20 protein-coding genes and 2 pseudogenes are annotated in these 20,648 nt (G+C 61.4%); 18 read left to right on the top strand and 4 right to left on the bottom strand.

Annotated features, from left to right (window positions below; translation table 11 throughout):
* Nucleotides 1–4 precede the first annotated feature (4 nt).
* Together AC3CHX_RS14860 and AC3CHX_RS14855 are read left to right on the top strand one after the other, a co-directional pair.
* Nucleotides 5–535 (top strand): carboxymuconolactone decarboxylase family protein, encoded by a 531-nt coding sequence (locus tag AC3CHX_RS14860; protein WP_488628830.1) that lies wholly within the window; start codon nucleotides 5–7, stop codon nucleotides 533–535.
* Nucleotides 535–1,974, top strand: a complete 1,440-nt coding sequence (locus AC3CHX_RS14855) for an NAD-dependent succinate-semialdehyde dehydrogenase (protein WP_488628829.1) — start codon at nucleotides 535–537, stop codon at nucleotides 1,972–1,974. Before AC3CHX_RS14860 ends, AC3CHX_RS14855 begins: the two co-directional genes overlap by 1 nt.
* A 15-nt stretch (nucleotides 1,975–1,989) precedes the next feature.
* Here AC3CHX_RS14855 and AC3CHX_RS14850 read toward each other — a convergent pair whose 3' ends face one another.
* Entirely contained in the window at nucleotides 1,990–2,589 is a 600-nt protein-coding gene (locus AC3CHX_RS14850) for a DUF2889 domain-containing protein (RefSeq protein ID WP_488628828.1), read from the bottom strand.
* Between AC3CHX_RS14850 and AC3CHX_RS14845 the strand changes: the two are divergent.
* The 8 genes and pseudogenes from AC3CHX_RS14845 to AC3CHX_RS14810 all read left to right on the top strand — a co-directional run bounded on the left by AC3CHX_RS14845 (nucleotide 2,584) and on the right by AC3CHX_RS14810 (nucleotide 11,630).
* Nucleotides 2,584–3,821: pseudogene (locus tag AC3CHX_RS14845) on the top strand (IS3 family transposase). The gene AC3CHX_RS14850 and the pseudogene AC3CHX_RS14845 sit on opposite strands and share 6 nt — an antisense overlap.
* A gap of 525 nt (nucleotides 3,822–4,346) precedes the next feature.
* Nucleotides 4,347–5,306, top strand: a complete 960-nt coding sequence (locus AC3CHX_RS14840; protein WP_488628827.1) for a Bug family tripartite tricarboxylate transporter substrate binding protein — start codon at nucleotides 4,347–4,349, stop codon at nucleotides 5,304–5,306.
* A 13-nt stretch (nucleotides 5,307–5,319) separates the two neighbouring features.
* Complete coding sequence (locus AC3CHX_RS14835) at nucleotides 5,320–6,540, top strand: CaiB/BaiF CoA transferase family protein (protein WP_488628826.1); 1,221 nt, start codon at nucleotides 5,320–5,322, stop codon at nucleotides 6,538–6,540.
* 44 nt (nucleotides 6,541–6,584) lie between these two features.
* Complete coding sequence (locus tag AC3CHX_RS14830; RefSeq protein ID WP_488628825.1) at nucleotides 6,585–7,373, top strand: enoyl-CoA hydratase-related protein; 789 nt, start codon at nucleotides 6,585–6,587, stop codon at nucleotides 7,371–7,373.
* A 14-nt stretch (nucleotides 7,374–7,387) separates the two neighbouring features.
* The gene (locus AC3CHX_RS14825) at nucleotides 7,388–8,647 is read left to right on the top strand and encodes an acetyl-CoA hydrolase/transferase family protein (protein WP_488628824.1); all 1,260 of its coding nucleotides are present in this window, start codon (nucleotides 7,388–7,390) and stop codon (nucleotides 8,645–8,647) included.
* A 60-nt stretch (nucleotides 8,648–8,707) separates the two neighbouring features.
* On the top strand, nucleotides 8,708–9,868 hold the full coding sequence (locus tag AC3CHX_RS14820; RefSeq protein ID WP_488628823.1) for an iron-containing alcohol dehydrogenase family protein: 1,161 nt from the start codon (nucleotides 8,708–8,710) through the stop codon (nucleotides 9,866–9,868).
* Nucleotides 9,869–9,927: 59 nt separating this feature from the next.
* Entirely contained in the window at nucleotides 9,928–10,698 is a 771-nt protein-coding gene (locus AC3CHX_RS14815) for an electron transfer flavoprotein subunit beta/FixA family protein (protein WP_488628822.1), read from the top strand.
* Nucleotides 10,698–11,630 carry an electron transfer flavoprotein subunit alpha/FixB family protein gene (locus tag AC3CHX_RS14810; protein ID WP_488628821.1) on the top strand — a complete coding sequence of 311 codons (933 nt, stop codon included), beginning with the start codon at nucleotides 10,698–10,700 and terminating at the stop codon, nucleotides 11,628–11,630. Before AC3CHX_RS14815 ends, AC3CHX_RS14810 begins: the two co-directional genes overlap by 1 nt.
* A gap of 129 nt (nucleotides 11,631–11,759) precedes the next feature.
* On the opposite strand, the gene AC3CHX_RS14805 is transcribed toward AC3CHX_RS14810, so the two are convergent.
* From AC3CHX_RS14805 to AC3CHX_RS14795, 3 genes are all read right to left on the bottom strand, one after another.
* Entirely contained in the window at nucleotides 11,760–11,927 is a 168-nt protein-coding gene (locus AC3CHX_RS14805; RefSeq protein WP_488628820.1) for a hypothetical protein, read from the bottom strand.
* Nucleotides 11,928–12,495: 568 nt separating this feature from the next.
* Nucleotides 12,496–13,170: a substrate binding domain-containing protein gene (locus AC3CHX_RS14800; protein WP_488628819.1), complete on the bottom strand. Its 675-nt coding sequence runs from the start codon at nucleotides 13,168–13,170 to the stop codon at nucleotides 12,496–12,498.
* On the bottom strand, nucleotides 13,154–13,405 hold the full coding sequence (locus AC3CHX_RS14795) for a helix-turn-helix domain-containing protein (protein WP_488628818.1): 252 nt from the start codon (nucleotides 13,403–13,405) through the stop codon (nucleotides 13,154–13,156). Before AC3CHX_RS14795 ends, AC3CHX_RS14800 begins: the two co-directional genes overlap by 17 nt.
* A 203-nt stretch (nucleotides 13,406–13,608) precedes the next feature.
* Here AC3CHX_RS14795 and AC3CHX_RS14790 point away from each other — a divergent pair.
* The 8 genes and pseudogenes from AC3CHX_RS14790 to AC3CHX_RS14755 all read left to right on the top strand — a co-directional run.
* Nucleotides 13,609–13,752: pseudogene (locus tag AC3CHX_RS14790) on the top strand (CoA transferase); the annotation flags it as partial.
* Nucleotides 13,753–13,773: 21 nt separating this feature from the next.
* On the top strand, nucleotides 13,774–13,983 hold the full coding sequence (locus AC3CHX_RS14785; protein ID WP_488644970.1) for a hypothetical protein: 210 nt from the start codon (nucleotides 13,774–13,776) through the stop codon (nucleotides 13,981–13,983).
* A gap of 307 nt (nucleotides 13,984–14,290) precedes the next feature.
* Nucleotides 14,291–15,337 carry a porin gene (locus AC3CHX_RS14780; RefSeq protein WP_488628817.1) on the top strand — a complete coding sequence of 349 codons (1,047 nt, stop codon included), beginning with the start codon at nucleotides 14,291–14,293 and terminating at the stop codon, nucleotides 15,335–15,337.
* A 428-nt stretch (nucleotides 15,338–15,765) separates the two neighbouring features.
* The gene (locus tag AC3CHX_RS14775) at nucleotides 15,766–16,086 is read left to right on the top strand and encodes a carboxylesterase family protein (protein ID WP_488628816.1); all 321 of its coding nucleotides are present in this window, start codon (nucleotides 15,766–15,768) and stop codon (nucleotides 16,084–16,086) included.
* A gap of 180 nt (nucleotides 16,087–16,266) precedes the next feature.
* A complete protein-coding gene (locus AC3CHX_RS14770) occupies nucleotides 16,267–16,560 on the top strand; it encodes an NAD(P)-binding domain-containing protein (protein ID WP_488628815.1) in 294 nt (97 codons plus the stop codon).
* A 468-nt stretch (nucleotides 16,561–17,028) separates the two neighbouring features.
* Nucleotides 17,029–18,213, top strand: coding sequence for an FAS1-like dehydratase domain-containing protein (locus AC3CHX_RS14765; protein WP_488628809.1), 1,185 nt, complete (start codon nucleotides 17,029–17,031; stop codon nucleotides 18,211–18,213).
* A 10-nt stretch (nucleotides 18,214–18,223) separates the two neighbouring features.
* Nucleotides 18,224–19,327 (top strand): Rossmann-fold NAD(P)-binding domain-containing protein, encoded by a 1,104-nt coding sequence (locus AC3CHX_RS14760; protein ID WP_488628814.1) that lies wholly within the window; start codon nucleotides 18,224–18,226, stop codon nucleotides 19,325–19,327.
* A gap of 62 nt (nucleotides 19,328–19,389) precedes the next feature.
* A complete protein-coding gene (locus tag AC3CHX_RS14755) occupies nucleotides 19,390–20,610 on the top strand; it encodes a CaiB/BaiF CoA transferase family protein (RefSeq protein WP_488628805.1) in 1,221 nt (406 codons plus the stop codon).
* The last annotated feature ends 38 nt before the right edge of the window (nucleotides 20,611–20,648 follow it).

Genomic DNA, 20,648 nt, shown 5'->3' with positions numbered 1-20,648 from the left:
ATCCATGACAACATCGATCCGCGTTCCGCTGGTGGAACTCGGCACGCAGCCCGAGCTCGCCGAGCTCGAGGCCTCGATCCGCGCGGAGCGCGGCGGCGAGATTGCGGTGCTCTACCAGGTCCTGCTGAACAGCCCCTCCATCGCCTCCGGCTGGGAGAAGATGCTTACCGCGGTGCGCAACCGTACGACGATCCCGGCCAACTTGCGCGAGTTGGTGATCCTGCGCGTGGCCGTTCTCAACCGCGCTTCTTTCGAATTCGACGCCCACGCGCCGCACGCGCGCAAGGCTGGCGTGTCCGACGGCAAGATCGAAGCTGTGCGCGGATGGCCGCAAGGCCGGGAAATCTACAACGACGACGAGCGGCTGGTCCTTGAGCTCACCGACGCAATGACGCGCGACGTGGACGTGCCCGAGGCGCTCATGGAACGCGTGCGCCGGCGTTTCGACGCGCGCGGCGTGGTAGAGGTCGTGGCGACGGTTGCAGCCTATAACATGGTGTCGCGCTTCCTCGTGGCACTGAACATCACGCACTGATGACTTACCCCTGTACTCAACTCTTCATTCATGGCGAATGGCGCGACGCGGCGGATGGGCGCAACCTCGCCGTCCTGAATCCGGCAACCGGTGCCGAAATTGGCCGAGTAGCCCACGCCGGTCTGGCGGACCTCGATCGCGCGGCCGAGTCAGCCCTTAAAGGCTTCGAGACCTGGCGCGACACGACGCCCGCAGAGCGCAGCAAAGTGATGCGCAAGGCGGCGGCGCTGGTTCGCGAGCGCGCAGGAGTCATCGCCCCACTGCTCACACAGGAGCAGGGCAAGCCACTGGCCGAGGCGAGAGCCGAGACACTGGCTGCAGCGGACATCATCGAATGGTTCGCGGAAGAGGGCCTCCGTGTCTACGGGCGCCTCGTGCCTTCGCGGACGAACCCCGCCATTCGCCAGATGGTCGTCAAAGACCCCGTAGGGCCGGTAGCGGCATTCACGCCGTGGAACTTTCCGATCAATCAGGTGGTGCGTAAGGTAGCGGCTGCGCTGAGTGCCGGCTGCTCGATGATCGTGAAGGCCCCCGAGGAAACGCCGGCCTCACCCGCCGCGCTGGTCCGCGCATTCCAGGATGCTGGACTGGCGCCCGGTGTGCTGAACCTGGTTTACGGCAATCCGGCGGAGGTTTCCAGCCACCTTATTGCCCATCCCGCGATTCGCAAAATCACCTTCACCGGCTCCACGCCCGTCGGCAAGCAACTGGCCGCGCTCGCCGGCCAGCACATGAAGCGCGTGTCAATGGAGCTCGGAGGGCACGCGCCGGTGATCGTCTGCGAAGACGCTGACATTGCCCTCGCAGTGAGTACCACCGGTGCGGCGAAGTTCCGCAACGCGGGCCAGGTATGCATCTCTCCCACGCGCTTCCTCGTGCACGAGAGTGTCGAGGCCGAGTTCACGAAGGCGCTCACCGCGCATGCGGAATCGCTCAAGGTGGGAAACGGCCTGGCGCAGGAGAGTCAAATGGGGCCCCTGGCTAATGCGCGCCGCATCATCGCAATGGCGGAATTCACGCGCGATGCCGTGGAAAAAGGCGCCAGGTTGCTTCACGGCGGTGGCCGCATCGGCGAAGAGGGATATTTCTGGCAGCCGACCGTCCTGACCGGCGTATCCCTGTCCGCGCGCATTTTTAACGATGAGCCCTTTGGACCGATCGCAGCGGTTCGCAGCTTTCGTACCACCGAAGAAGCAATCCGCGAGGCCAATCGCTTGAATTTCGGTCTGGCTGGGTACGCGTTCACTCGCTCGCTGAAGAACGCTGACGAGATCGCGCGGCGAGTGGAGGTTGGTATGCTCTGGATCAACATGTCGGCTCAGCCATCCGCAGAGATGCCGTTCGGGGGGGTGAAGGATTCTGGCTACGGGTCGGAAGGCGGATCCGAGGCGCTTGAGTGCTACTTGAACGTACGTTCAATCGCCGTGATGAACGCGTAGCGGGGCGCTCGTGCCTCAGCCCTCGCTACGCGGCGGCCGGCGAAATGCAGGCCAGAAGCGCATCACAAGCTCGCGCTCCACGCCGTAGGCGTAACAACTGTCGATCTTCAATGGCCGCCCCGTCGCGTCGACTCGTTCAACACGCGCTTTGCCAAGGAAACTGAGAGATTGAAACGCTGTGGTCGCCAACGGCGCGAGAAGCTCCATAAGGTGAATGCAGCTACGTGCACCCGAGAGCCTGTTGCGTACTTCCTTGTGCCATCCGCTTGTCATTCGCACGCCGACGAGAGATTGGAGGGCCCGGCCGCCTTCTGGGCATAAGCCGTAAGGGGCCGACTCGGTGAATGTCTCGATTGCATGCACTGTCATCTCGACGTCGAAGACGATGCGAACGCCCATGTCGTGCAAGGGTTCGTTTGCTGGAAAGACACGATCGCCATTCCACGGTACGAACTCGACCGGTTTGCGGTCAGTGACTCGGCCCTCTACTTCGAAGTGGCCGTCGCTTCGCCGCCAACCGCGCATGTCGATGCGGCGGAAGTGAAGTTCCTCGCGTGGACTTGACCCGCTTTCGTGGACACCTATCCTGTAATGACGGAGGTGTTCATCATGCATAGATTTAGAACTCCCTACGCGGCGGAAATCCGCCGAAAAATGATTGACCTGGTGCATGCCGGGCGCAGCCCGGAAGAGCTCGCCAAGGAATTTGAGCCGACTGCGCAGACGATATACAACTGGGTGGCGCAAGCCGACCGCGATGCCGGCGAACGGCAAGATGGACTGACCAGCGCCGAACGCGAGGAATTCTCTCGGTTGAAACGCGAGAATCGCCAGCTCAAGATGGAGCGGGAGATACTGGCAAAAGCCGCGGCCTGGTTTGCGCGGGAGACCGAAACGCTGCCCGACAAGGGTACGCATTCGTGAAGGCGAATCAGGCCATGTATCCGATTCATACGATGTGTCGGCTGCTGGAGGTCTCCGCCAGTGGTTACTATGCATGGCTGGAGCGGTCGCCTTCGATACGCAGCCGTTCCGACACCACATTGCTGGCGCGGATACGGCAAATCCACGCGTATTCGAAAGGCACCTACGGCATGCCGCGCATCCAGGCTGAATTGGCGAGGCAAGGCATCCATGTCGGCGGCAAGCGGGTGGCTCGCCTGATGCAGGAAGCAGGTCTGCGCGGCGTCAGCCGCCGTCGTTGGATTATCACCACGCAGCGTCAGGAGCGCGTTCGTCCGGCGCCGGATTTGGTGCAACGCCATTTCCATTCGGACCAACCGAACCGGCTGTGGGTGGCGGACACGACCTATATTCCGACCGTTGCCGGCTTCCTGTATCTGGCCGTGGTGCTCGATGTGTTCAGCCGGCGCATCGTGGGTTGGAGCATGGCAGCCTATCTGCGCACCGAGCTGATGTTGGCTGCCCTGGACATGGCTTTGCTGCAACGACGGCCGCGCATGGTCATTCACCATTCTGACCAAGGCTGCCAGTACACTTCGCTGGCATTCGGTCAACGCTGCAGCAAGATGGGTGTGCGTCCGTCGATGGGCACGGTTGGCGACTGCTTCGACAACGCCATGTGCTAAAGTTTCTTCGCCACGCTGGAATGTGAACTGTTGGCGCGCCATCGCTTTCAAACGAGAGAGGAAGCGCAAACTGCTGTCTTTGAATTCATCGAAGGGTGGTACAACACCAGTAGATTGCATTCGAGCATTGGTTATCTTTCGCCAAACGAGTTTGAAAGGAAACATCGTCTCTCGCAACACAGGTTACCCACCGCGCCGCCGCCTCCAGCCTCAGAAGGGGCTGGCCGCGGCCCCGTGGATAACCCTGCGCAACATTGATGAGGAGATTGCCTATGGAATTCAAACGCTAAACTGTCCACCAAAGCGGGTCACCCCCAGCGGCTGACATTGGCTACAGCGTCAGCTGACTCGCGGCGCGCGGTATCGGGGACGTCGTCGATGGCCTCTGGCCTGGCGACTCCTGGGGTGCTCATAGTCATGTTGTGTCCTTATTACGATGATCACGGCAACTTTAAGCGGGAATTCCTGGCAGGTCCATGTGGATATTTGGCGTACGAGGTTCGCAAAATCCGATTCCGAATTGCACCGCGAGCCTGGTACATGGTCGGACTTCTGATCAGCGCGAGGCTTGCGACGCTGCGAAGAGCCTTTTGAGTGGGCTGCGTTCGCAAAACGCGTACTCCGAGTCCCAAAAACAACCATGGACAGTCTGAGGTGCCGATGCCTACACTGCTCTCGTCGGTGTCATGAATCGCGGCAATGCAATTCCGCACCGATCATGTCGCATGAAAGCGACTAGGCAAGAAAGCCATCCGAATCATCTTCTGAACAATGAGATCTTCCGTGAAAAAAGCATTACTCGTTGCCATCTTCAGCCTTGTCCTCGCAGCCACTGCACAAGTCAACGGACAAACGTATCCCGCACGTCCAATCACGCTTCTCGTTCCATTCCCGGCCGGAACGACGACGGACAACGTTGCGCGGAAGCTTGCAGAGTTCATGCGGGTTAAAATGAACGCCAGCGTGGTCGTCGAGAACAAAGCCGGGGCTGACGGGAACCTTGGAACGCAACAGTTCCTGCGCGCTCCTGCGGATGGGTACTCGGTACTCATCACCGGAAACTCGGTGCACGGTGCCAATGCAAACCTCTACAAGGAGTTGCCCTTCGACCCGATCAACGACTTTGAAATGATCGGCGGCGTCATGATCATTCCCATGGTCTTGACGGTGAGGCCCGATTTCCCCGCGAGTAACGTGCCGGAGTTTGTGGCTGAGGCCAAGAGGCGCCCGAAGCGCATGTTCTTCGCTACCGGCAATAACTCGATGCGCGGTGCGTCGGAGCTGTTCAAGGCCCGCTTCGGCATCCCCGCGGACCACGTGCCTTATAAAGGCTCCCCGCAGGTCGTCGTAGACCTCATCGCCGGGCAATTCGACTTCGCGTTCATTGATGCCAACACCGTGGGCCCGTTCATCAGGGACGGGCGACTGAAGGGGCTCGCGGTCACAAGCGCCAGGCGCCTCCCAAGCATGCCAACCCTGCCCACTGTTGGAGAAAGCCTTCCTGGTTTTGAATTCGGCGCCTGGGTCGGTGTGGTCGTGCGCAAGAACACGCCGCCGGACGTCGTCAATAAGCTCAGCACGCTGGTTCATGAATTCTCCGAGGATCCCGCGACCGTCGGTTATCTGACTTCGATCCGTTCAGCCCCCATGCCCATGAACCCCGGGCAACTCAAGAGCTTCGTTGAAGCGGAGGCCAAGAGGTGGGCCGAAATCGTGAGCGAAGCCAAGATCGAGAAGAAATAATAGGCGACAAACCATGAATGAACCACTACTGGAAGGCTTGCGTGTCCTCGATTTTTCGCGGGTACTGGCGGGTCCGCTGTGCACCCAATACCTAGCGGATCTGGGCGCGGATGTGTTGAAAGTCGAATCCGTCGACCACGGCGATGACATGCGCGGCTGGCCGCCGTTCATGCAGACTCCCGATGGCGAGCGCTCCACGGCCACTTCCTACCTGGCCTGGAACCGCAACAAGCGGGACATCGCACTCGACCTGAAATCGCCGGCATCCAAGGAAATCGTGACCCAGCTGATCCGCCGCGCCGACGTCGTGATCACCAGTTTCGGTCCGGGCGCCGCCGCCCGGCTTGGCCTCGATGCGAAGAGTGTGCAGGCGATCGACCCGCGCGTCATCCACTGCAGCATCTCGGGTTATGGCACGGTCGGACCGATGCGCAAGGGCAAGGGTTACGACATGATCCTGCAGGCGTTCTGCGGGATGATGAGTGTGACCGGCGAGGAAGGCGGGGGCCCCGTGCGTACCCCCTTCTCGCCGATCGACCAGGGCACCGGCATGCATGCGCTGTCCGGTATCCTGGCTGCATTGCACGCCCGGCACAAGACCGGCAAGGGCGCGTCCATCGAGGTTTCCCTGTTCGACACGGGCACGGCATTTCTCGCGACCATGCTCCAGAACTACTGGGAGCGGGGCACGGAAACTGAACGACAAGGGGTAGGCCATGAGTCCCTCTGCCCCTACGAAGCCTTCCAGACCGCGGACCGGCCCATCATCCTGGGCGTGGCGAACGACAAGATGTGGCGCAGCTTCTGCGGGATGGCGGGGCTAGAGGAATACGCCGATGACCCCAGGTTCGTGACCAGCGGCAAGCGTGTCAGCAACCGGCACGAGTGCGTCTCCATCGTGCAGGCCGCGCTCCTCAGGCAAAAGCGTGATTACTGGATAGAGCACCTCGAAGCGGCGGGAATTCCCTGCTCACCGCTGCACAAGCTGGGTGAACTCTCCGCGCACCCGCATACCAGGGAGTCCGGCATGCTGTTTGACTATGAACATCCCACATTCGGCCAGCTGAACGCAATCGCTTTGCCCATACGTGTCAACGGTGAGCGTGCGACCGTGCGGCGGCATGCGCCGATGCGGGGGGAGCATACGTTGGAAGTCCTTGAGGAACTTGAATACGGCGCCGACCAGATCAAGGCGCTTCTGGAAAAAGGCGTAGCCCGTACTTCGGCGGATTGACCCGGTATGCCGGGATTTTTAACCTTCTTCACATCGGATTGAACATGCAGCAACAGACTTCCACGGACCTCGTGACGGAACGCAAGGGTTCCGCGCTATGGATCACGATCAACCGGCCGGAGCGCCGCAATGCCCTGAATGCCAACGTCTTCAACGGCCTGATCCAGGCGTTCGCCTCCGCCGAGGCGGACCAGGACATCCGGGTCATCGTCCTGACAGGGGCGGGAGACAAGGCCTTCTGCGCTGGAGGCGACCTCAAGCCGGAAACCGGCGTTTTCACGTTCAACCCGGCGGAACCGACGACGGTACCGGTCAACATGAGCAGGGCGGCTGTCAGCTGCCGCCTGCCCATCATCGGACGCATCAACGGGCATTGCATGGCGGGGGGGGTCGGCCTGCTGGCAGTGTGCGATATCGCGATCGGCGTCGACACGGCGAAGTTCGCTTTGTCGGAGGTCAAGCTCGGCCTCTTCCCGATGCAGATTCTCCCGCTCTTGCAGCAAGTGATGCCGCGCCGGGCGTTGGTGGAAATGTGCCTGACGGGCGAGCCGGTGGATGCTCATACCGCCCGCGAGTACGGCCTGCTGACGCATGTGGTGCCCGCCGATCAGCTCGACGCCCGTGTCGACGCCTTGGTCAAGAGCATCACTTACGCCTCACCGGTTGCGATCCGGCGCGGAAAAAGTGCCTTGAAGGCCACGGCATCGATGTCGCTGGACGAGGCATTCTCCTTTGCTGAAGGCCAGATCCTTGCGATATCGCTGACTGAGGATGTCAAGGAGGGCAGGGCTGCTTTCAACGAACGTCGCGCGCCTGTCTGGCCGGGGCGTTGACATTGCGAGCTTCGATGCCAAAGACCATTCCACTTTCCCAACTGCGCTTCGCGGACTACCTGCGTCCCCGCGAGGTGATCGGCTGGCCCCAAGGTCCGGGTGAGCCACTGGCCCTGACCGAGTTGCTGGTGGCCCAGCGCGCGGAACTTGACGCTCCGGGATTGTTTTTCGGCCAGTCGCAGTCGGAAACGCTTCGTGCCGAGATCGCGGACCATTTCTCGTTTCGCGCCATCAACGGCGCGGGCACCAGCAGGCGTGTCTCCGCGCTGGCGGACATTATTCCCTGCCACATGAGTTCGATTCCGGGCCTGCTGCGCAGCGGGACAATTCGCGTCGATGTCGTGCTGGTTCAGGTCAAGCCCCTGCCGGACGGCGGGTTCACGCTGGGTGTGATCTCCGATTTCACCGGGGCCATGATCAGCCAAGCCCGCTTCGTCATCGGCGTTCTCAATCCTTCACTCCCGGCCCTTGGCGGCGATGCCCGGGTGGAAAGCGCCGATATCGACCTCCTGGTGGAGGGCGACGACCGCATCATCGAGAGTCCGGAGCTGGACCCCTCGGCAGTGGAGCGCGAGGTGGCGCGGCACGTGACGGCGCTCATCCCCAATCGCGCCACGGTGCAGTTTGGCCTGGGCTCGCTGCCGGCGGCTGTTGCCCAGGCGCTCGGTGAACATCGCGAGCTTGGAGTGCATTCCGGCGCCATCTCCGACTCACTGGTCGAACTTGTGGAGCGCGGCGTTGTCACCAACGCCCACAAGGGGCGCGACGCCGGGCGCACGGTAACGGGATGTTTGTACGGCACGCGGCGCCTGCGGGACTTCGCGGCTGCGTCCGGCCTGATCGACATGCGCAGTGCTGACTACACGCACAGCCTGGCGGTGACGGCCACCATCTCGCAATTCCATACGATCAATTCGGCGATCGAGATCGACTTGTCCGGGCAGGTCAACGCCGAGGTAGCAGGAGGTCGCTACCTCGGCGCAGTCACCGGCCAGGTCGACTACGTGCGCGCCGGCATGGCATCGCCGGGCGGCCGGTCCATCATGGCCATCGCGTCCACAACGCCGGACGGCAAACACTCGCGCATCGTCGCTTCGCTCGACGGACGTCCGGTGACGACCCCGCGCAGTGATATGGATGTCATCGTCACCGAGTACGGCGCGGCCCATCTCCGCGGCTGCCCCTTGCGCGAACGGGCCCGGCGCCTGATCGAGATCGCCCATCCAGACCACCGCGAGTCGCTGCTGCGCGCCACGCACGAGAACCGCGGCTAGGGCGAATCTTTTCGCTTCCTTGCCGCTTGGCCTTTCACACGTTTACAACCAGGGAATTCCATGAAGGACTTCAAACACATCGCTGCCGGGCTCCGTCTCTTCTGTGGAAGCGACAGCCTTAATTCGCTCCCACAAGAGCTGGACAGGCTGAAAAGCCAGAGAGCCGTCGTCTTTTGCGGCTCCACCGTTGCCAGGAGCCCCGAGTTGCTTGGCGCCGTGCGTGAGGTCCTGGGAGACCGTTGCGTCGCAGTGTTCGACAAGGTGCGGCCCCACAGCCCCGTCGAGTCCGTCCAGGATGGGGCCAACGTGCTGCACGAATCCAGGGCCGATGCAGTGATTGCCATCGGTGGGGGTTCGGCCATTGTCACTGCGCGAGCAGCGAGCATTCTTCGTGCCGAAGGAGGCGACGTTCGCAAACTGTGCGCGTACCGCGGAGATGACGGCAAGTTCATCAGCCCGAAGCTGATGGCGCCGAAGCTGCCTCAGTTGGTCATTCCGACGACCCCCACGACCGCAATGATCAAGTCAGGCAGCGGGATCCTCGATGCGGTGCAAGGGCGCCTGACAATGTTTGATCCGAAGACTCGCGCCCAAGCCATCTTTATTCATCCGCATTTCGCTCTTTCGGCGCCCCGTCAGCTCTCACTGACCGCCAGCCTGAACACCCTGGGGATGGCGGTCGAGGGTATCGAAACATCCAGCAACCCACTGGCCGATGGAATCCTGATGTATTCGCTCCGCTTGTTGGCCCGCAATCTGCCGGCGCTGATGGAGCAGGAGTCGAACGGCGATGTTCGTTGCAACCTGATGCTGGCTGCCATCGTTTGCGGGCAGGGGACCGACCACGCGTCGGGGGGCATCTGCTCCGTCCTCGGACATGCTATTGGAGCAAGGCATCACATCGAGAACGGAATGGCCAACGGCATCCTGTTGCCGCACACGATGCGATTCAATGCGTCTGTCACGCACGAGCGTCTGGACAATGTGGCGGATGCGCTTGGCAGTCATGGTGCCGGTGACCGTGTCGAGGCGGCCATCCAGGCCGTCAGGGATCTCGTTGCATCCGTTCCTGTGCCCAGCCGGTTGCGTGATGTTGGCGTTCCCCACGAGGCTCTGCGGGGCCTGGCCCAGGCCGCACTCGGCGACTGGTTTGTGCAGACCAATCCGCGGCCCATCGCGGGTGAAGAATCGCTGATGGAAGTCCTTGAGGCGGCCTGGTAGGCGATCCGCATCCTTACCAGATCGAAGACTTTTTTCAGCAGCACAGGAAAGGCATGGTCATGAAAATACTTGTCGCGGTCAAACGCGTAGTCGATTACAACGTGAAGGTCCGGGTCAAGTCGGACAACACCGGCGTTGACGTTGCCAACGTGAAGATGTCCATGAACCCCTTTGACGAGATCGCGGTGGAAGAAGCCGTGCGCCTCAAGGAAAAAGGCGTCGCCACCGAAATCATCGCCGTCTCCTGCGGCCCCGCGCAGTGCACCGAGGCCCTGCGCACCGCCATGGCCATCGGCGCGGACCGCGCCATCCTGGTGGAAACCAGCGAAGAGCTGCAGCCCCTGGCCGTGGCCAAGCTGCTCAAAGCCCTGATGGACAAGGAGCAACCCGGCCTCGTGATCCTGGGCAAGCAGGCCATCGACGACGACTGCAACCAGACCGGCCAGATGCTGGCCGCGCTCGCTGATCTGCCGCAAGCCACCTTCGCCTCCAAGGTGGAAGTGCAAGCTGGATCCGACGCAGGCGTCGGGGGCAAAGCCAGCGTCACCCGCGAAGTGGACAGCGGCCAGGAGACCCTCTCCATCAGTCTGCCCGCCATCATCACCACCGACCTGCGCCTGAATGAGCCGCGCTACGTGACCCTGCCCAATATCATGAAGGCCAAGAAAAAGCAGCTGGACACCTTCAAGCCCGAGGACCTGGGCGTTGACGTCAAGCCGCGCATCAAGACGCTGAAAGTGATGGAGCCGTCCAAGCGCAGCGCCGGCATCAAGGTGCCCGACGTCGCAACCCTGGTGGCCAAACTCAAGAATGAAGCGAAGGTAATCTGATGACATCCCTGGTAATTGCCGAACACGACAACGCGTCCATCAGGGGCGCAACTCTCAACACTGTGACCGCGGCCGCCCAGTGCGGCGGCGACGTGCATGTGCTGGTGGCCGGCCACAACGCCGCCGAAGCGGCCAAGGCCGCCGCGCAGATCGCCGGCGTGGCCAAGATCATCCACGTGGAAGGCGAGCACTTCGCCCACGGCCTGGCCGAGAACATGGCGGCCCAGGTGCTGGCTATCGCAGCGAACTACAGCCACATCCTGTTCCCGGCCACGGCCAGCGGCAAGAACATCGCTCCGCGCGTGGCGGCCAAGCTGGACGTAGCCCAGATCAGCGACATCAGCAAGGTCGACAGCCCCGACACCTTCGAGCGCGCCATCTACGCCGGCAACGCCATTGCCACGGTCCAGAGTCAGGACGCGACTAAGGTCATCACGGTCCGCACCACGGGCTTCGACCCTGCAGCGGCCACCGGTGGCTCGGCCGCGGTGGAAACCGCGGGCGGCGTGGCTGACAGCGGCAAGTCCATCTTTATGGGCAGCGAGATCGCCAAGAGCGACCGGCCCGAGCTCACCGCTGCCAAGATCATCGTGTCTGGCGGCCGGGCTCTGGGCAGCTCCGAGAAGTTCAACGAAGTGCTGACGCCCCTGGCCGACAAGCTGGGCGCAGCGCTGGGCGCTAGCCGCGCCGCGGTCGATGCCGGGTATGCGCCCAACGACTGGCAGGTCGGCCAGACCGGCAAGATCGTCGCGCCCCAGCTGTACATCGCCGCCGGCATCTCCGGCGCCATCCAGCACCTGGCCGGCATGAAGGACTCCAAGGTGATCGTGGCGATCAACAAGGACGAGGAAGCGCCGATCTTCTCGGTGGCCGACTACGGGTTGGTGGCGGATCTGTTCACCGCTGTGCCGGAGCTGGTCGAGGCAGTGTGAAAAATGGACCCGATCATCAAAGCACAACTCGCAGCTACCGGGAATTTACGCATTGCCGGCAACCTCGGCAACTTCCTCCTCGCGAACAAGGATTCAGCGGGTAGTGCTTTGCGAGGCATCGTGCCGGACCTAGCCTAGGAACTCGTCCGCCGTCTGGGCCTGCAGGTCGAACTGATCACTGTTGCCGGCGCCGGCGAGACCGCGGAAGGCGCGCAGGGGCGCGCTTGGGACGTTGCTTTCATTGCCGCCGAACCGCAACGCGCCGAACAGGTCCTCGATCGCAAAGATATTGATCAAGTTGCCCTCAGGTCCGCTCACGCGGTCCGCTGGGCGCGGACTTGGACGCCGGCCCCGCTTTCTTCAAATTTTAGTTCTGGTTCCAACAAGAAGGTCCGTTAGGCCTGCCAACCACGATTGGCGGCGGTATAAGCGCTGTTGTTTTCTGGGACTATCGCGTGCCGGCCTTCCGCGATCGGGCTCGCGGGCTGCGCCCCGCACCTCAGTTGGGAGCCCCCGGATTTGCCGGGGAGGCAGTATGAGTTTGACGGTTACCGCGGTTTGGTTTTTGCCGAAGGCGTGTTTCATGTGAGAACGATCCAGCGCTGGGCGGTCGATCTTACGATGAGTGTGAGTTCGAACGTGCGTGATTCAACATGATGGTGTGTGCAAGAAAAGTGGTTACAAAACAGCTCGGCGCGAAATGCCTTGGGCTTCACAGCCGCTTTGAGCGGCTCACAATTTTGAAAACCCTCGGCTTTGCCGGGGGATGGTTACTGGAGTCCCGGCCATGCGCAGGCGCGACCGCACCTTCCCAGCGCGCAGCTCGGCGTTGGGATTCGGAGCCATCGCCACCAACGCATCAGAGTCACTCAGTGCGCGAACGCTGATTTGGCTTTAAAACGTCACGAAGAAAATCGACGAAAGCCTTAATTTTGAGCGAGGAGCGCTGGGCTACGGAATAAATTGCACTCACTTCTTGCTCCGCAACCGTGAAGGGCTCAAGAATGCTAATGAGCTTGCCATTGCGCAGCGCCGATTCTGCAGCATAGTAAGGCACCTGCACAATACCGATACCGCCAATCGCGGCCTCGATCAACGCATCTGTATTATTGAGAGTCAAGTTTCCTGTCACCGCCAATTCGAGCGGGCCTCCGTCCTGCGTAAATACCCATTTGCGAGTCCGACCTGTCTGGCGCGAAAAGAAGCACAGACAATTATGCTGCAGTAATTCCTCAGGCTGCATAGGAGTACCCGAGGAATGTGCATAATCGGGTGAGCAGCCCGTAATGAAACGCGTGACACCTACGTGACGCGAGATGATGTTGGCACCGTTGACACTTCCAACCCGCACCGTGAGGTCTACGCCTTCTTCCATCAGATCAATTAAGTCGTTTCGCAAGGTGATGTGTAAAGTCATGCCGGGATGACTTTTATAGAAGGATGGCAGAGCAGGCATGATGAGCACGCGCGCGAGCGCCGGAGGCAGATGTAGCCGTAATCTGCCCTGCAAGGGTTTGTTCGGCTCACCTATCGTCTCCATCTCCTCCAGGTCGAACAGGAACTGCCGAAACTTCTCGTAGCACTCTGCCCCCCTCTTCGGCAACTATCAGGCGGCGCGTGCTGCGTCTCAGCAGGCGTAGCCCTAATCGACTTTCCAGACGGCTGACGGCCTTGCCGACCCCGGATGGCGTCATGCCAAGCCGTTGTGCTGCCTGCGCAAAACTTGCCGCTTCAACAGTCGCGACGAACTCGGCAATCCCTCCAAACTTCTCCATCTCAGCTCCTTCGATTCGAGACATTCTGTCTCGACTATTTGTCCTGGCGGGGCATTTTTGTCAGCCGCTGATCTAGCTACACTCGACGAAATGATGCGTGCCTGGAACGCATCGAGAGGCTCATCAATGCCTCGACCGCCAAAGTCTAGCAAGACTATGGTCCATTTCAACGCAAATTGCCTCGCTGATCGCTTAGAACTTCTATGGCCTTATTGTTAGACAAAGTACGCGTGCTCGATCTCACGAACGTCGTTGCGGGTCCGCTCGGTTCATATCACCTCGTGATGCTGGACGCAGACGTGATCAAAATCGAGGTGCCAGGAGGCCTGCGATCGCGCGTCACAAGAGCACAGACAAGGAGACCACGAATGATTCAATTCACGAGATGCGCGGTGACCAAGGCGCTGCTTGGCGTCTGCGCGTGCGCTGCGGCGCCATGGTCGATGTTCATCCCGAGCTTCGGCGGAGGATGGCGCAGCGCGCGATCGCATCGCGATCGACAGCACCTCGAACTGACTGCGCGAAACGCGCGCGGTGGTCGCGAGGCGCGCAAGAAACGTACGCAAAACCCCGCTTGACAGCCGCCCTTGACCGGCCTAATCCATGAGCGAGACAAAACACAGCCGACTAATAATCCTCGGTTCGGGCCCAGGTGGGTACACCGCCTGAGAGTTGATACCTAAATTACACCGCAGTATGAGGACACTACCTTCATGCTGATTCAGGAGTTCACTCATTCACAAAGTAGGCGAGCTCTTTGTACAGAAGGCGAACGCGATCACGGACGCTGGCATTTTTCGACGGGTGCATGCGCAGCAGACATGCAACCCGAAAAGCTGACCTTTCAGCCCAATCATAAAATTTACGGAGACTAGGTCTATTCCTATGAAAAAATTACTAATTTGCCTTTCGGTTCTCGCCTTGTCCACAGCCGCCCACGCACAGTCATCGGTGACGCTGGCCGGCACCGTTGATTCCACGCTGACCCGCGGAACAGGCTCCTTGACCAGCCTCTCGCAGTTGGGGAGCGGCGGCAACAGCACCAGCAAGCTCATCTTTCGAGGGACCGAGGATCTGGGTGGCGGCATGTCCGCGATGTTTTGGCTCGAGTCCGGTTTCTTGGCCGACACCGGCAGCGGTCAGGCCACAAACACGAACAACCAGCCTACTGGCCTCACTCCTGCTGGGGGCTTGACGTTCAACCGACGTTCGATAGTGGGGCTTGCGGGTGCATGGGGCGAGGTCCATATGGGCCGCGAGTGGTCACCTATGTACGATGCCTACACTGCGAAGTTCGACCCCTTCGCAGTCGGCGTGGGTATCGGCATCAACTACTCAGCCGGCATCACTTCCAAAGACGGCGCGGTCCGCCTGTCCAACGACGTCGCCTACATCACACCCAAGTTTTTCGGCGGTCTCTCCGCGAACATCCAGCAATGGCTCGGCGAAAACCCGAGTGGAAAGGCTACCTCTCGCGACGGCACGGGCAATGGCATCCGCTTGAACTACGATAGCGGACCGGTCGGCGCCATTGTTCACTGGGGACGTACGCACTTCGCCGCGGGAGACGCGGTGTACCGGGCCGCAGCTGTTGTCTACGACTTCGGGCCGGTCAAGGCCTCCGTCGTCTACAACAACGATTCCGAAGGAACTCTTGCACAGAAAGGCTTGCTCGTAGGCGCGCGGGTGCCGGTCGGTGCCGGCGAAATCAAGGCTTCCTATTCCATGACCCGCAGCAACGCTACCGGCGATCCGGAGGCGAAAAAGCTCGCTGTCGGTTATGTCCACAATCTGTCGAAGAGCACCGCGGTGTACACGACGTTTGCTCGCGTGAATAACAGCGGCGGTTCCAGGCAGGCGCTCGGCGGCGCGACTACCGGAGCCAACCAGTCTTCGAACGGCTTCGACCTTGGCATCCGCTACAACTTCTGATATCTGACCTGAGTCGAGGGGTTCGCCAGGAAGCACGAAACCTTGGGCAGCCGCCTTCAGACGGAATTTTTCTTCTGTGGGCGGCGCAGGAAAATCTCAAAGGCACGCACTCCTGTACCCGGTCCGTCTTCGTGCGGGTGTGCGGAGCCCACCTCTCGCGGTCCTGCGATCGAAGCGCTTGAACACCACACCGACCATTTTGCAACGTCCCCTCGATCGACAGAATTCCTGGTGAGGTGAAGGAACGTGCCAAGCAGGTGATCTTCGACGAGATCGGCAGCCGCAGCTTGGCGGGCGAGCTTGCGGTACGGTACGTCACAACACTCGGCGGCGCGGCAGAGGCCCGGATACTGGGAAACCATCGCTGACGCGCCGGTGCTGGCATGGTGGGCAGACCGAGCCGTTCAGCGAGAGTTGCTGCGTTCTGAATGTCTTCACGCCGGCTCGATCTTATCGCCGCATTGACCTGGGCGAAGAAGAACATCTCGGCATTTGGCGGTGATCTTGGCAATGTGACGCTCTTTGCCCAAGCCGGTGGCGGCACGAAATTCACCGTTCTGATGGGGATGTCCGGTGCGAAAGGACTTTTTCACCGAGCCATCAACATGAGCGGAACGACAGGAATCAACGTGAGCCCGTCCGCAGGCGCGGAGCCTTTTATCAACGAGAGCCCCGACAACCCACGCATGTCGGAATGGAAGCTCGATCCGGGCGCTGTTGATGGCACTGGAGTGCATCAGCGAAGATGAAATCGCCGCGGTCGAGGTCCCGAATGGCGTGCCAATCGTGTACGACCTGAAGCGCGGCGGCAGCCACTTTGTGCGCCGCCAGATCTCTTGACGCCCACGAAGAACACCCATCTTGTGCGAGTCCTACAAGGTAGTCGCAAAGCTCGGTGCATCGCCAACGCCGCTTCCATCTGCGGCCACATGCCCGCTCCTACGGGTGCGCTCGACGGACAAGACATCCTCGTCGACGGCAGGTTTGAGCCAGACCGTGATGTGCCTGATACCCAAGCCGACGAGGCCAATGCATACATCAACCAGCACGTAACTAAGGGAACTAACATGAAAGTAAGCTTCATCGGTCTCGGCACCATGGGCACCGGAATGGCGCTCAACATGCGCAAGGCGGCGGGCCGCGATCTCGTTGTATACGACCTTTACAAGGAAAGCGCGCAGCCGCTCGCGTCATCGACGCCGGCGCGACTTGGGCGGAAATAGTCGCCGAACTCGGCGCAAAGTGGACGTGATATTCGACGGTTACAAGGCGGACAAATCGGAAGAGTCCTCGAACCTTTAGTCACTTCTTTGCACAACGGAGGTTCTATGCCCGACACCCCAATAGATTGGACAGAAGCTGAAGAATAACCGCACACATTGGTGGTCGTTGTCGCGACCCCGTGGCTGTCCAGCAAGTCCTCCGACGAATAGGCCAGTAGCCACGCAAGGGTAGACAGGAAGGGGCACGTATAAACCCATTGACATACGCCATTTCCCCGCCTAAAATCAAGTTGTTCCCATATAAGACCTATTGTACGTATATACGAACGTTAACTCATCATTGAACGGAGACAACAATGGACTTCCTTCTCCAAGGTGTGCGAGATGCGAGCGCAAGGCGTGAGTGCCTCGCCATCGCATCTACGATCACACGACGCTCGCTTTTCCATTCACTCAGGGAGACCAATCATGACTGAAATTGCCGCAACCTCAGGGATCACCAAGGAGCTCGCACTGGGCAAGTTCACCGACGAGATGCTCGCGAACATGCGCGATCTCATCGGCACCGAGCTGCGCACGGAATCCTGCCTCAACAACGAATACGCCACGCGCCTGGCGATCCTGCGCTTCTGCGAAGGCATCGGCGATGACAACCCACTGTGGATGGATGGGGCCTACGGCGCGAAGTCGGCGTTCGGCACGCAGATTGCGCCGCCCAGCTTCATCTTTGCCTGCCTGGGCTCGGTGCAGGTGGGCTGGCCCGGACTGGGTGGTTTCCACTGCGAGACCAAGATGAGCTTCAACCAGCCCATCCGCGTGGGCGACAAGATTGACGCCAAGGTGGTCTTCGACGGCTTCGACGGCCCCATCGCCGACAGCAACTTCGGCGGCCGGCGCATCAAGGACTACCTGCGCCAGGAGTACCGCAACCAGGACAGCGAGCTGGTGGCCACCTTCATCTGCTCGCGCATGCGCTTCGAGCGCACCGAAATGCAGAAGCGCGCCGCCACCCGCACCATCGAACTGCCCCATCCGTGGAAGGACGAGGAGCTCGCCGCCATCGAGGAACAGATCCTGGCCGAGAAGCCGCGCGGCGCGACGCCCCGCTACTGGGAAGATGTCCAGGTGGGCGACGAGATCGACGTTATCACCAAGGGTCCGATCGGGTTGTCGGACTTCATCGCCTTCATTGCGGCCGGGGCGGCGCCGATCCCGCGCATCTCCGCGCACTCGGTGGCGCTCAAGCGCTACCACAAGCATCCGAAATGGGCGTTCCGCGACCCCAAAACCCATGCGCTGGAGCCCGTGTACTCGGTGCACTACAACGATTACGCGGCCAAGCTTCAGGGTGCGCAGATCGCCTACGACGTGGGCATCCAGCGCACCTGCTGGCAGATTCATTCGCTCACCAACTGGATGGGCGACGCCGGCTCCCTGAAGTCGCTCACCGGCCAGTACCGCGCGCACGTGTACCTGTCCGACGTGGTCCGGCTAGGGGGGCGCGTGGAGGCCAAGGAAATCGATGCCGACGGCCAGCACGTGGTGCGCCTGACCACCTGGGCGCACAACCAGCGCGAGCAGAACGTGATGCCCGGCACCGCCGTCATCGCGCTGCCGACTCGCGGCGCGGCCGAACGTCCGGCCAAGATCTGAGGCGACACATATGAAAACTGCATTGGTCATCGGAGGAACGGGCCCGACCGGTCCTTACGTCGTGAACGGTCTGATCGATCGCGGCTACGCTGTCACCATCCTGCACAGCGGCTTGCACGAGGTCGAGTTCAAGACGGAAATCGAGCACATCCACGCCGACGTGCATTTCCGCGAAACCTTCGAGGCGGCGCTGGGCGATCGCCGCTGGGACCTGGTGGTGGCCAGCTACGGACGGCTGAAGCTGGCCGTGGAGGTGTTGAAAGGGCGCACGGGCCGGGTGGTGGCGATGGGCGGCGGCCCGCTGGCTGCACGCGACGATCCGCGCTGGGGCCCGCTCGGGCCGGCCGCCAACCTGGACGAGGTCAGGGGCCTGCAGGAAGAAACCCCGGAACGCAACAAGCTGGGTTATCAGATGGCACAGGCGGAGGAAGCGTTGTTCCGCGCGCATCGCGAGGGACACTTCAACGCGACCCAGATCGGCTATCCCATCCTGTACGGCCCACGCCAGCCCGGCGCTCACGACTGGAGCATCGTGCGCCGCGTGCTGGACAAGCGGCGGCACTTCATCATCGCCGACGGCGGCATCAAGCTCGAGGCGCGGGCCTTCGCCGAAAACGCCGCCCACGCCGTGCTGCTCGCGATCGACCAGCCGGACAACTCGGCGGGACAAAAGTACCTCGTAGCCGACGATCCGCTCTACACCATGCGCCAGCGCATCGAGGCGATCGCCGGCATCATGGGCCACGAATTCGAGTTCGTCGACATGCCGTGGGAGCTGGCGGTGCCCTCCCAGGTACTGTGGCGGCGCGTGCGCGGCAGCCAGTTCCGCGACACCGGCAAGATTCGGCGCGAGCTCGGTTACGCCGACGTTGTGGATCCCTACAGCGCACTGCAGCAATCTGTCGAATGGCTGCTCGCCAACCGCGCGGAGTCCTCCGGCGAGCTGGAGGAGCAGTTGGGCGACCCGTTCGACTACGCGCGTGAAGACGCGCTGATCAAGCAGTGGCAAGCCGTGCGCGCCCAGATACCGGACGTCGATTACCCGTTGGCCCCGCGTGCGCATATTTATCGCCACCCGACCAAGGTCAACGAAGGCTGGAAGCGGCCAGCGTAGTTGAACAGTAAAAACAGTCAATGAACGGCAAGTAAAACGGTACATCAAAGGAGTAAATCGACATGAGCAATGAGAAATCACGCAAGCCCATCCTTTCCGGCCTGCGCGTGCTGGACATATCGCACCAGTACGCCGCCGCCAACTGCTGCGCGATCCTGGCCGACCTTGGCGCCGACGTGCTGCAGGTCGAGCACCCAAAAGGCAGCCCGATCCGCACCATGCTGCCGAAGAAGGGCGCGCACTCAATGTGGTGGAAGGTGGTGGAACGTGGCAAGAAGCACATTACGCTGAACCTTTCCACGCCCCGTGGTCGCGAGATCCTGCTGCAGATCGCCAAGGACTATGACGTGCTGGTCGAGAACTTCCGCCCAGGCACGCTGGAGAAGTGGGGACTGGGCCCGGCGGACCTGGAGAAGGCAGGGCTCGACCTGACCATGGTGCGCATCAGCGGTTTCGGGCAGACGGGCCCCTACAGCCCTCGGCCCGGTTACGGCACGGTGGCCGAAGCGATGAGCGGCTTTGCGTACATGAACGGCTACCCTGACGGACCGCCGACGTTTCCCTCGTCCACCCTGGCCGACGGGGTGGCTTCGCTGTGGGCCGTGATTGGCACCCTGGCGAGCCTCTACGGCAACAACTGCGCCGTCAAGGGCGTGGAAGTGGTGGACGTCGCGCTTATGGAAGGGCTCTTCCGCATCGTCCCGACGCAGATCCCTACTTATCAGCAGACCGGCGTCGTACAGACGCGGCCTGGTAACTATCTGGGTGACCACGGCGCGCTGCGCAACGTCTACCGAACGCGCGACGACAAATGGTTCGTCGTCAGCGCCGTCGGCCCCACGATCCGCAATATCCTGGTCGGTGCCGGCGCGCAAGAGTTGGTCGATATCCTGGATACAGGCCTTCTGCACGGCGAGGACATGGGGTCGATCTCGAAGTTCCTGATGCGCTGCAACGAGCACATGGCCATCTGGGGCGCCGCACACGACTACGAGCAGGTGACGACGGCTCTGACAGCCGCCGATGCAGTCCACGCTCCGGTATATAGTGCGGCCGAGATCATGAACGACCCGCACTACAAGGCGCGCGACCAACTCGTGACGCTGCCCGACGCCGAGCTTGGCGAGGTCACGATGCAGGGGATCGTGCCGAGATTCCCCGGCCGTGATCACAAGATCCGCCACCCAGGCCGCGCGATGGGCTGTGACAACGAGGCGTTCTACGCCTCCCAGGGGATCACCTCCGCCGACCTCGCGGCCATGAAGAAGGAAGGGATCGTCTAAAGTAGTGGTTCGTTCTCTTGAGAACCTAAATGGCTGTT

This window comes from Glaciimonas sp. OK215, from assembly GCF_057787885.1.
The sequence above is the reverse complement of the archived record's forward strand: the minus strand, read 5'-3'. Positions and strand labels throughout refer to the sequence as shown.

Bases quoted from the DNA above. Each gene is read 5' to 3' on its own strand.
- AC3CHX_RS14815 (WP_488628822.1), top strand. From the start codon at position 9,928: ATGAAAATACTTGTCGCGGTCAAACGCGTAGTCGATTACAACGTGAAG.
- AC3CHX_RS14825 (WP_488628824.1), top strand. From the start codon at position 7,388: ATGCCAAAGACCATTCCACTTTCCCAACTGCGCTTCGCGGACTACCTG.
- AC3CHX_RS14795 (WP_488628818.1), bottom strand. From the start codon at position 13,405: ATGGAGAAGTTTGGAGGGATTGCCGAGTTCGTCGCGACTGTTGAAGCG.
- AC3CHX_RS14765 (WP_488628809.1), top strand. From the start codon at position 17,029: ATGACTGAAATTGCCGCAACCTCAGGGATCACCAAGGAGCTCGCACTG.
- AC3CHX_RS14835 (WP_488628826.1), top strand. From the start codon at position 5,320: ATGAATGAACCACTACTGGAAGGCTTGCGTGTCCTCGATTTTTCGCGG.
- AC3CHX_RS14760 (WP_488628814.1), top strand. From the start codon at position 18,224: ATGAAAACTGCATTGGTCATCGGAGGAACGGGCCCGACCGGTCCTTAC.
- AC3CHX_RS14770 (WP_488628815.1), top strand. From the start codon at position 16,267: ATGCCCGCTCCTACGGGTGCGCTCGACGGACAAGACATCCTCGTCGAC.
- AC3CHX_RS14860 (WP_488628830.1), top strand. From the start codon at position 5: ATGACAACATCGATCCGCGTTCCGCTGGTGGAACTCGGCACGCAGCCC.
- AC3CHX_RS14755 (WP_488628805.1), top strand. From the start codon at position 19,390: ATGAGCAATGAGAAATCACGCAAGCCCATCCTTTCCGGCCTGCGCGTG.
- AC3CHX_RS14810 (WP_488628821.1), top strand. From the start codon at position 10,698: ATGACATCCCTGGTAATTGCCGAACACGACAACGCGTCCATCAGGGGC.
- AC3CHX_RS14850 (WP_488628828.1), bottom strand. From the start codon at position 2,589: ATGCATGATGAACACCTCCGTCATTACAGGATAGGTGTCCACGAAAGC.
- AC3CHX_RS14820 (WP_488628823.1), top strand. From the start codon at position 8,708: ATGAAGGACTTCAAACACATCGCTGCCGGGCTCCGTCTCTTCTGTGGA.
- AC3CHX_RS14780 (WP_488628817.1), top strand. From the start codon at position 14,291: ATGAAAAAATTACTAATTTGCCTTTCGGTTCTCGCCTTGTCCACAGCC.
- AC3CHX_RS14830 (WP_488628825.1), top strand. From the start codon at position 6,585: ATGCAGCAACAGACTTCCACGGACCTCGTGACGGAACGCAAGGGTTCC.
- AC3CHX_RS14800 (WP_488628819.1), bottom strand. From the start codon at position 13,170: ATGGAGACGATAGGTGAGCCGAACAAACCCTTGCAGGGCAGATTACGG.
- AC3CHX_RS14855 (WP_488628829.1), top strand. From the start codon at position 535: ATGACTTACCCCTGTACTCAACTCTTCATTCATGGCGAATGGCGCGAC.
- AC3CHX_RS14775 (WP_488628816.1), top strand. From the start codon at position 15,766: ATGTCTTCACGCCGGCTCGATCTTATCGCCGCATTGACCTGGGCGAAG.
- AC3CHX_RS14785 (WP_488644970.1), top strand. From the start codon at position 13,774: ATGATTCAATTCACGAGATGCGCGGTGACCAAGGCGCTGCTTGGCGTC.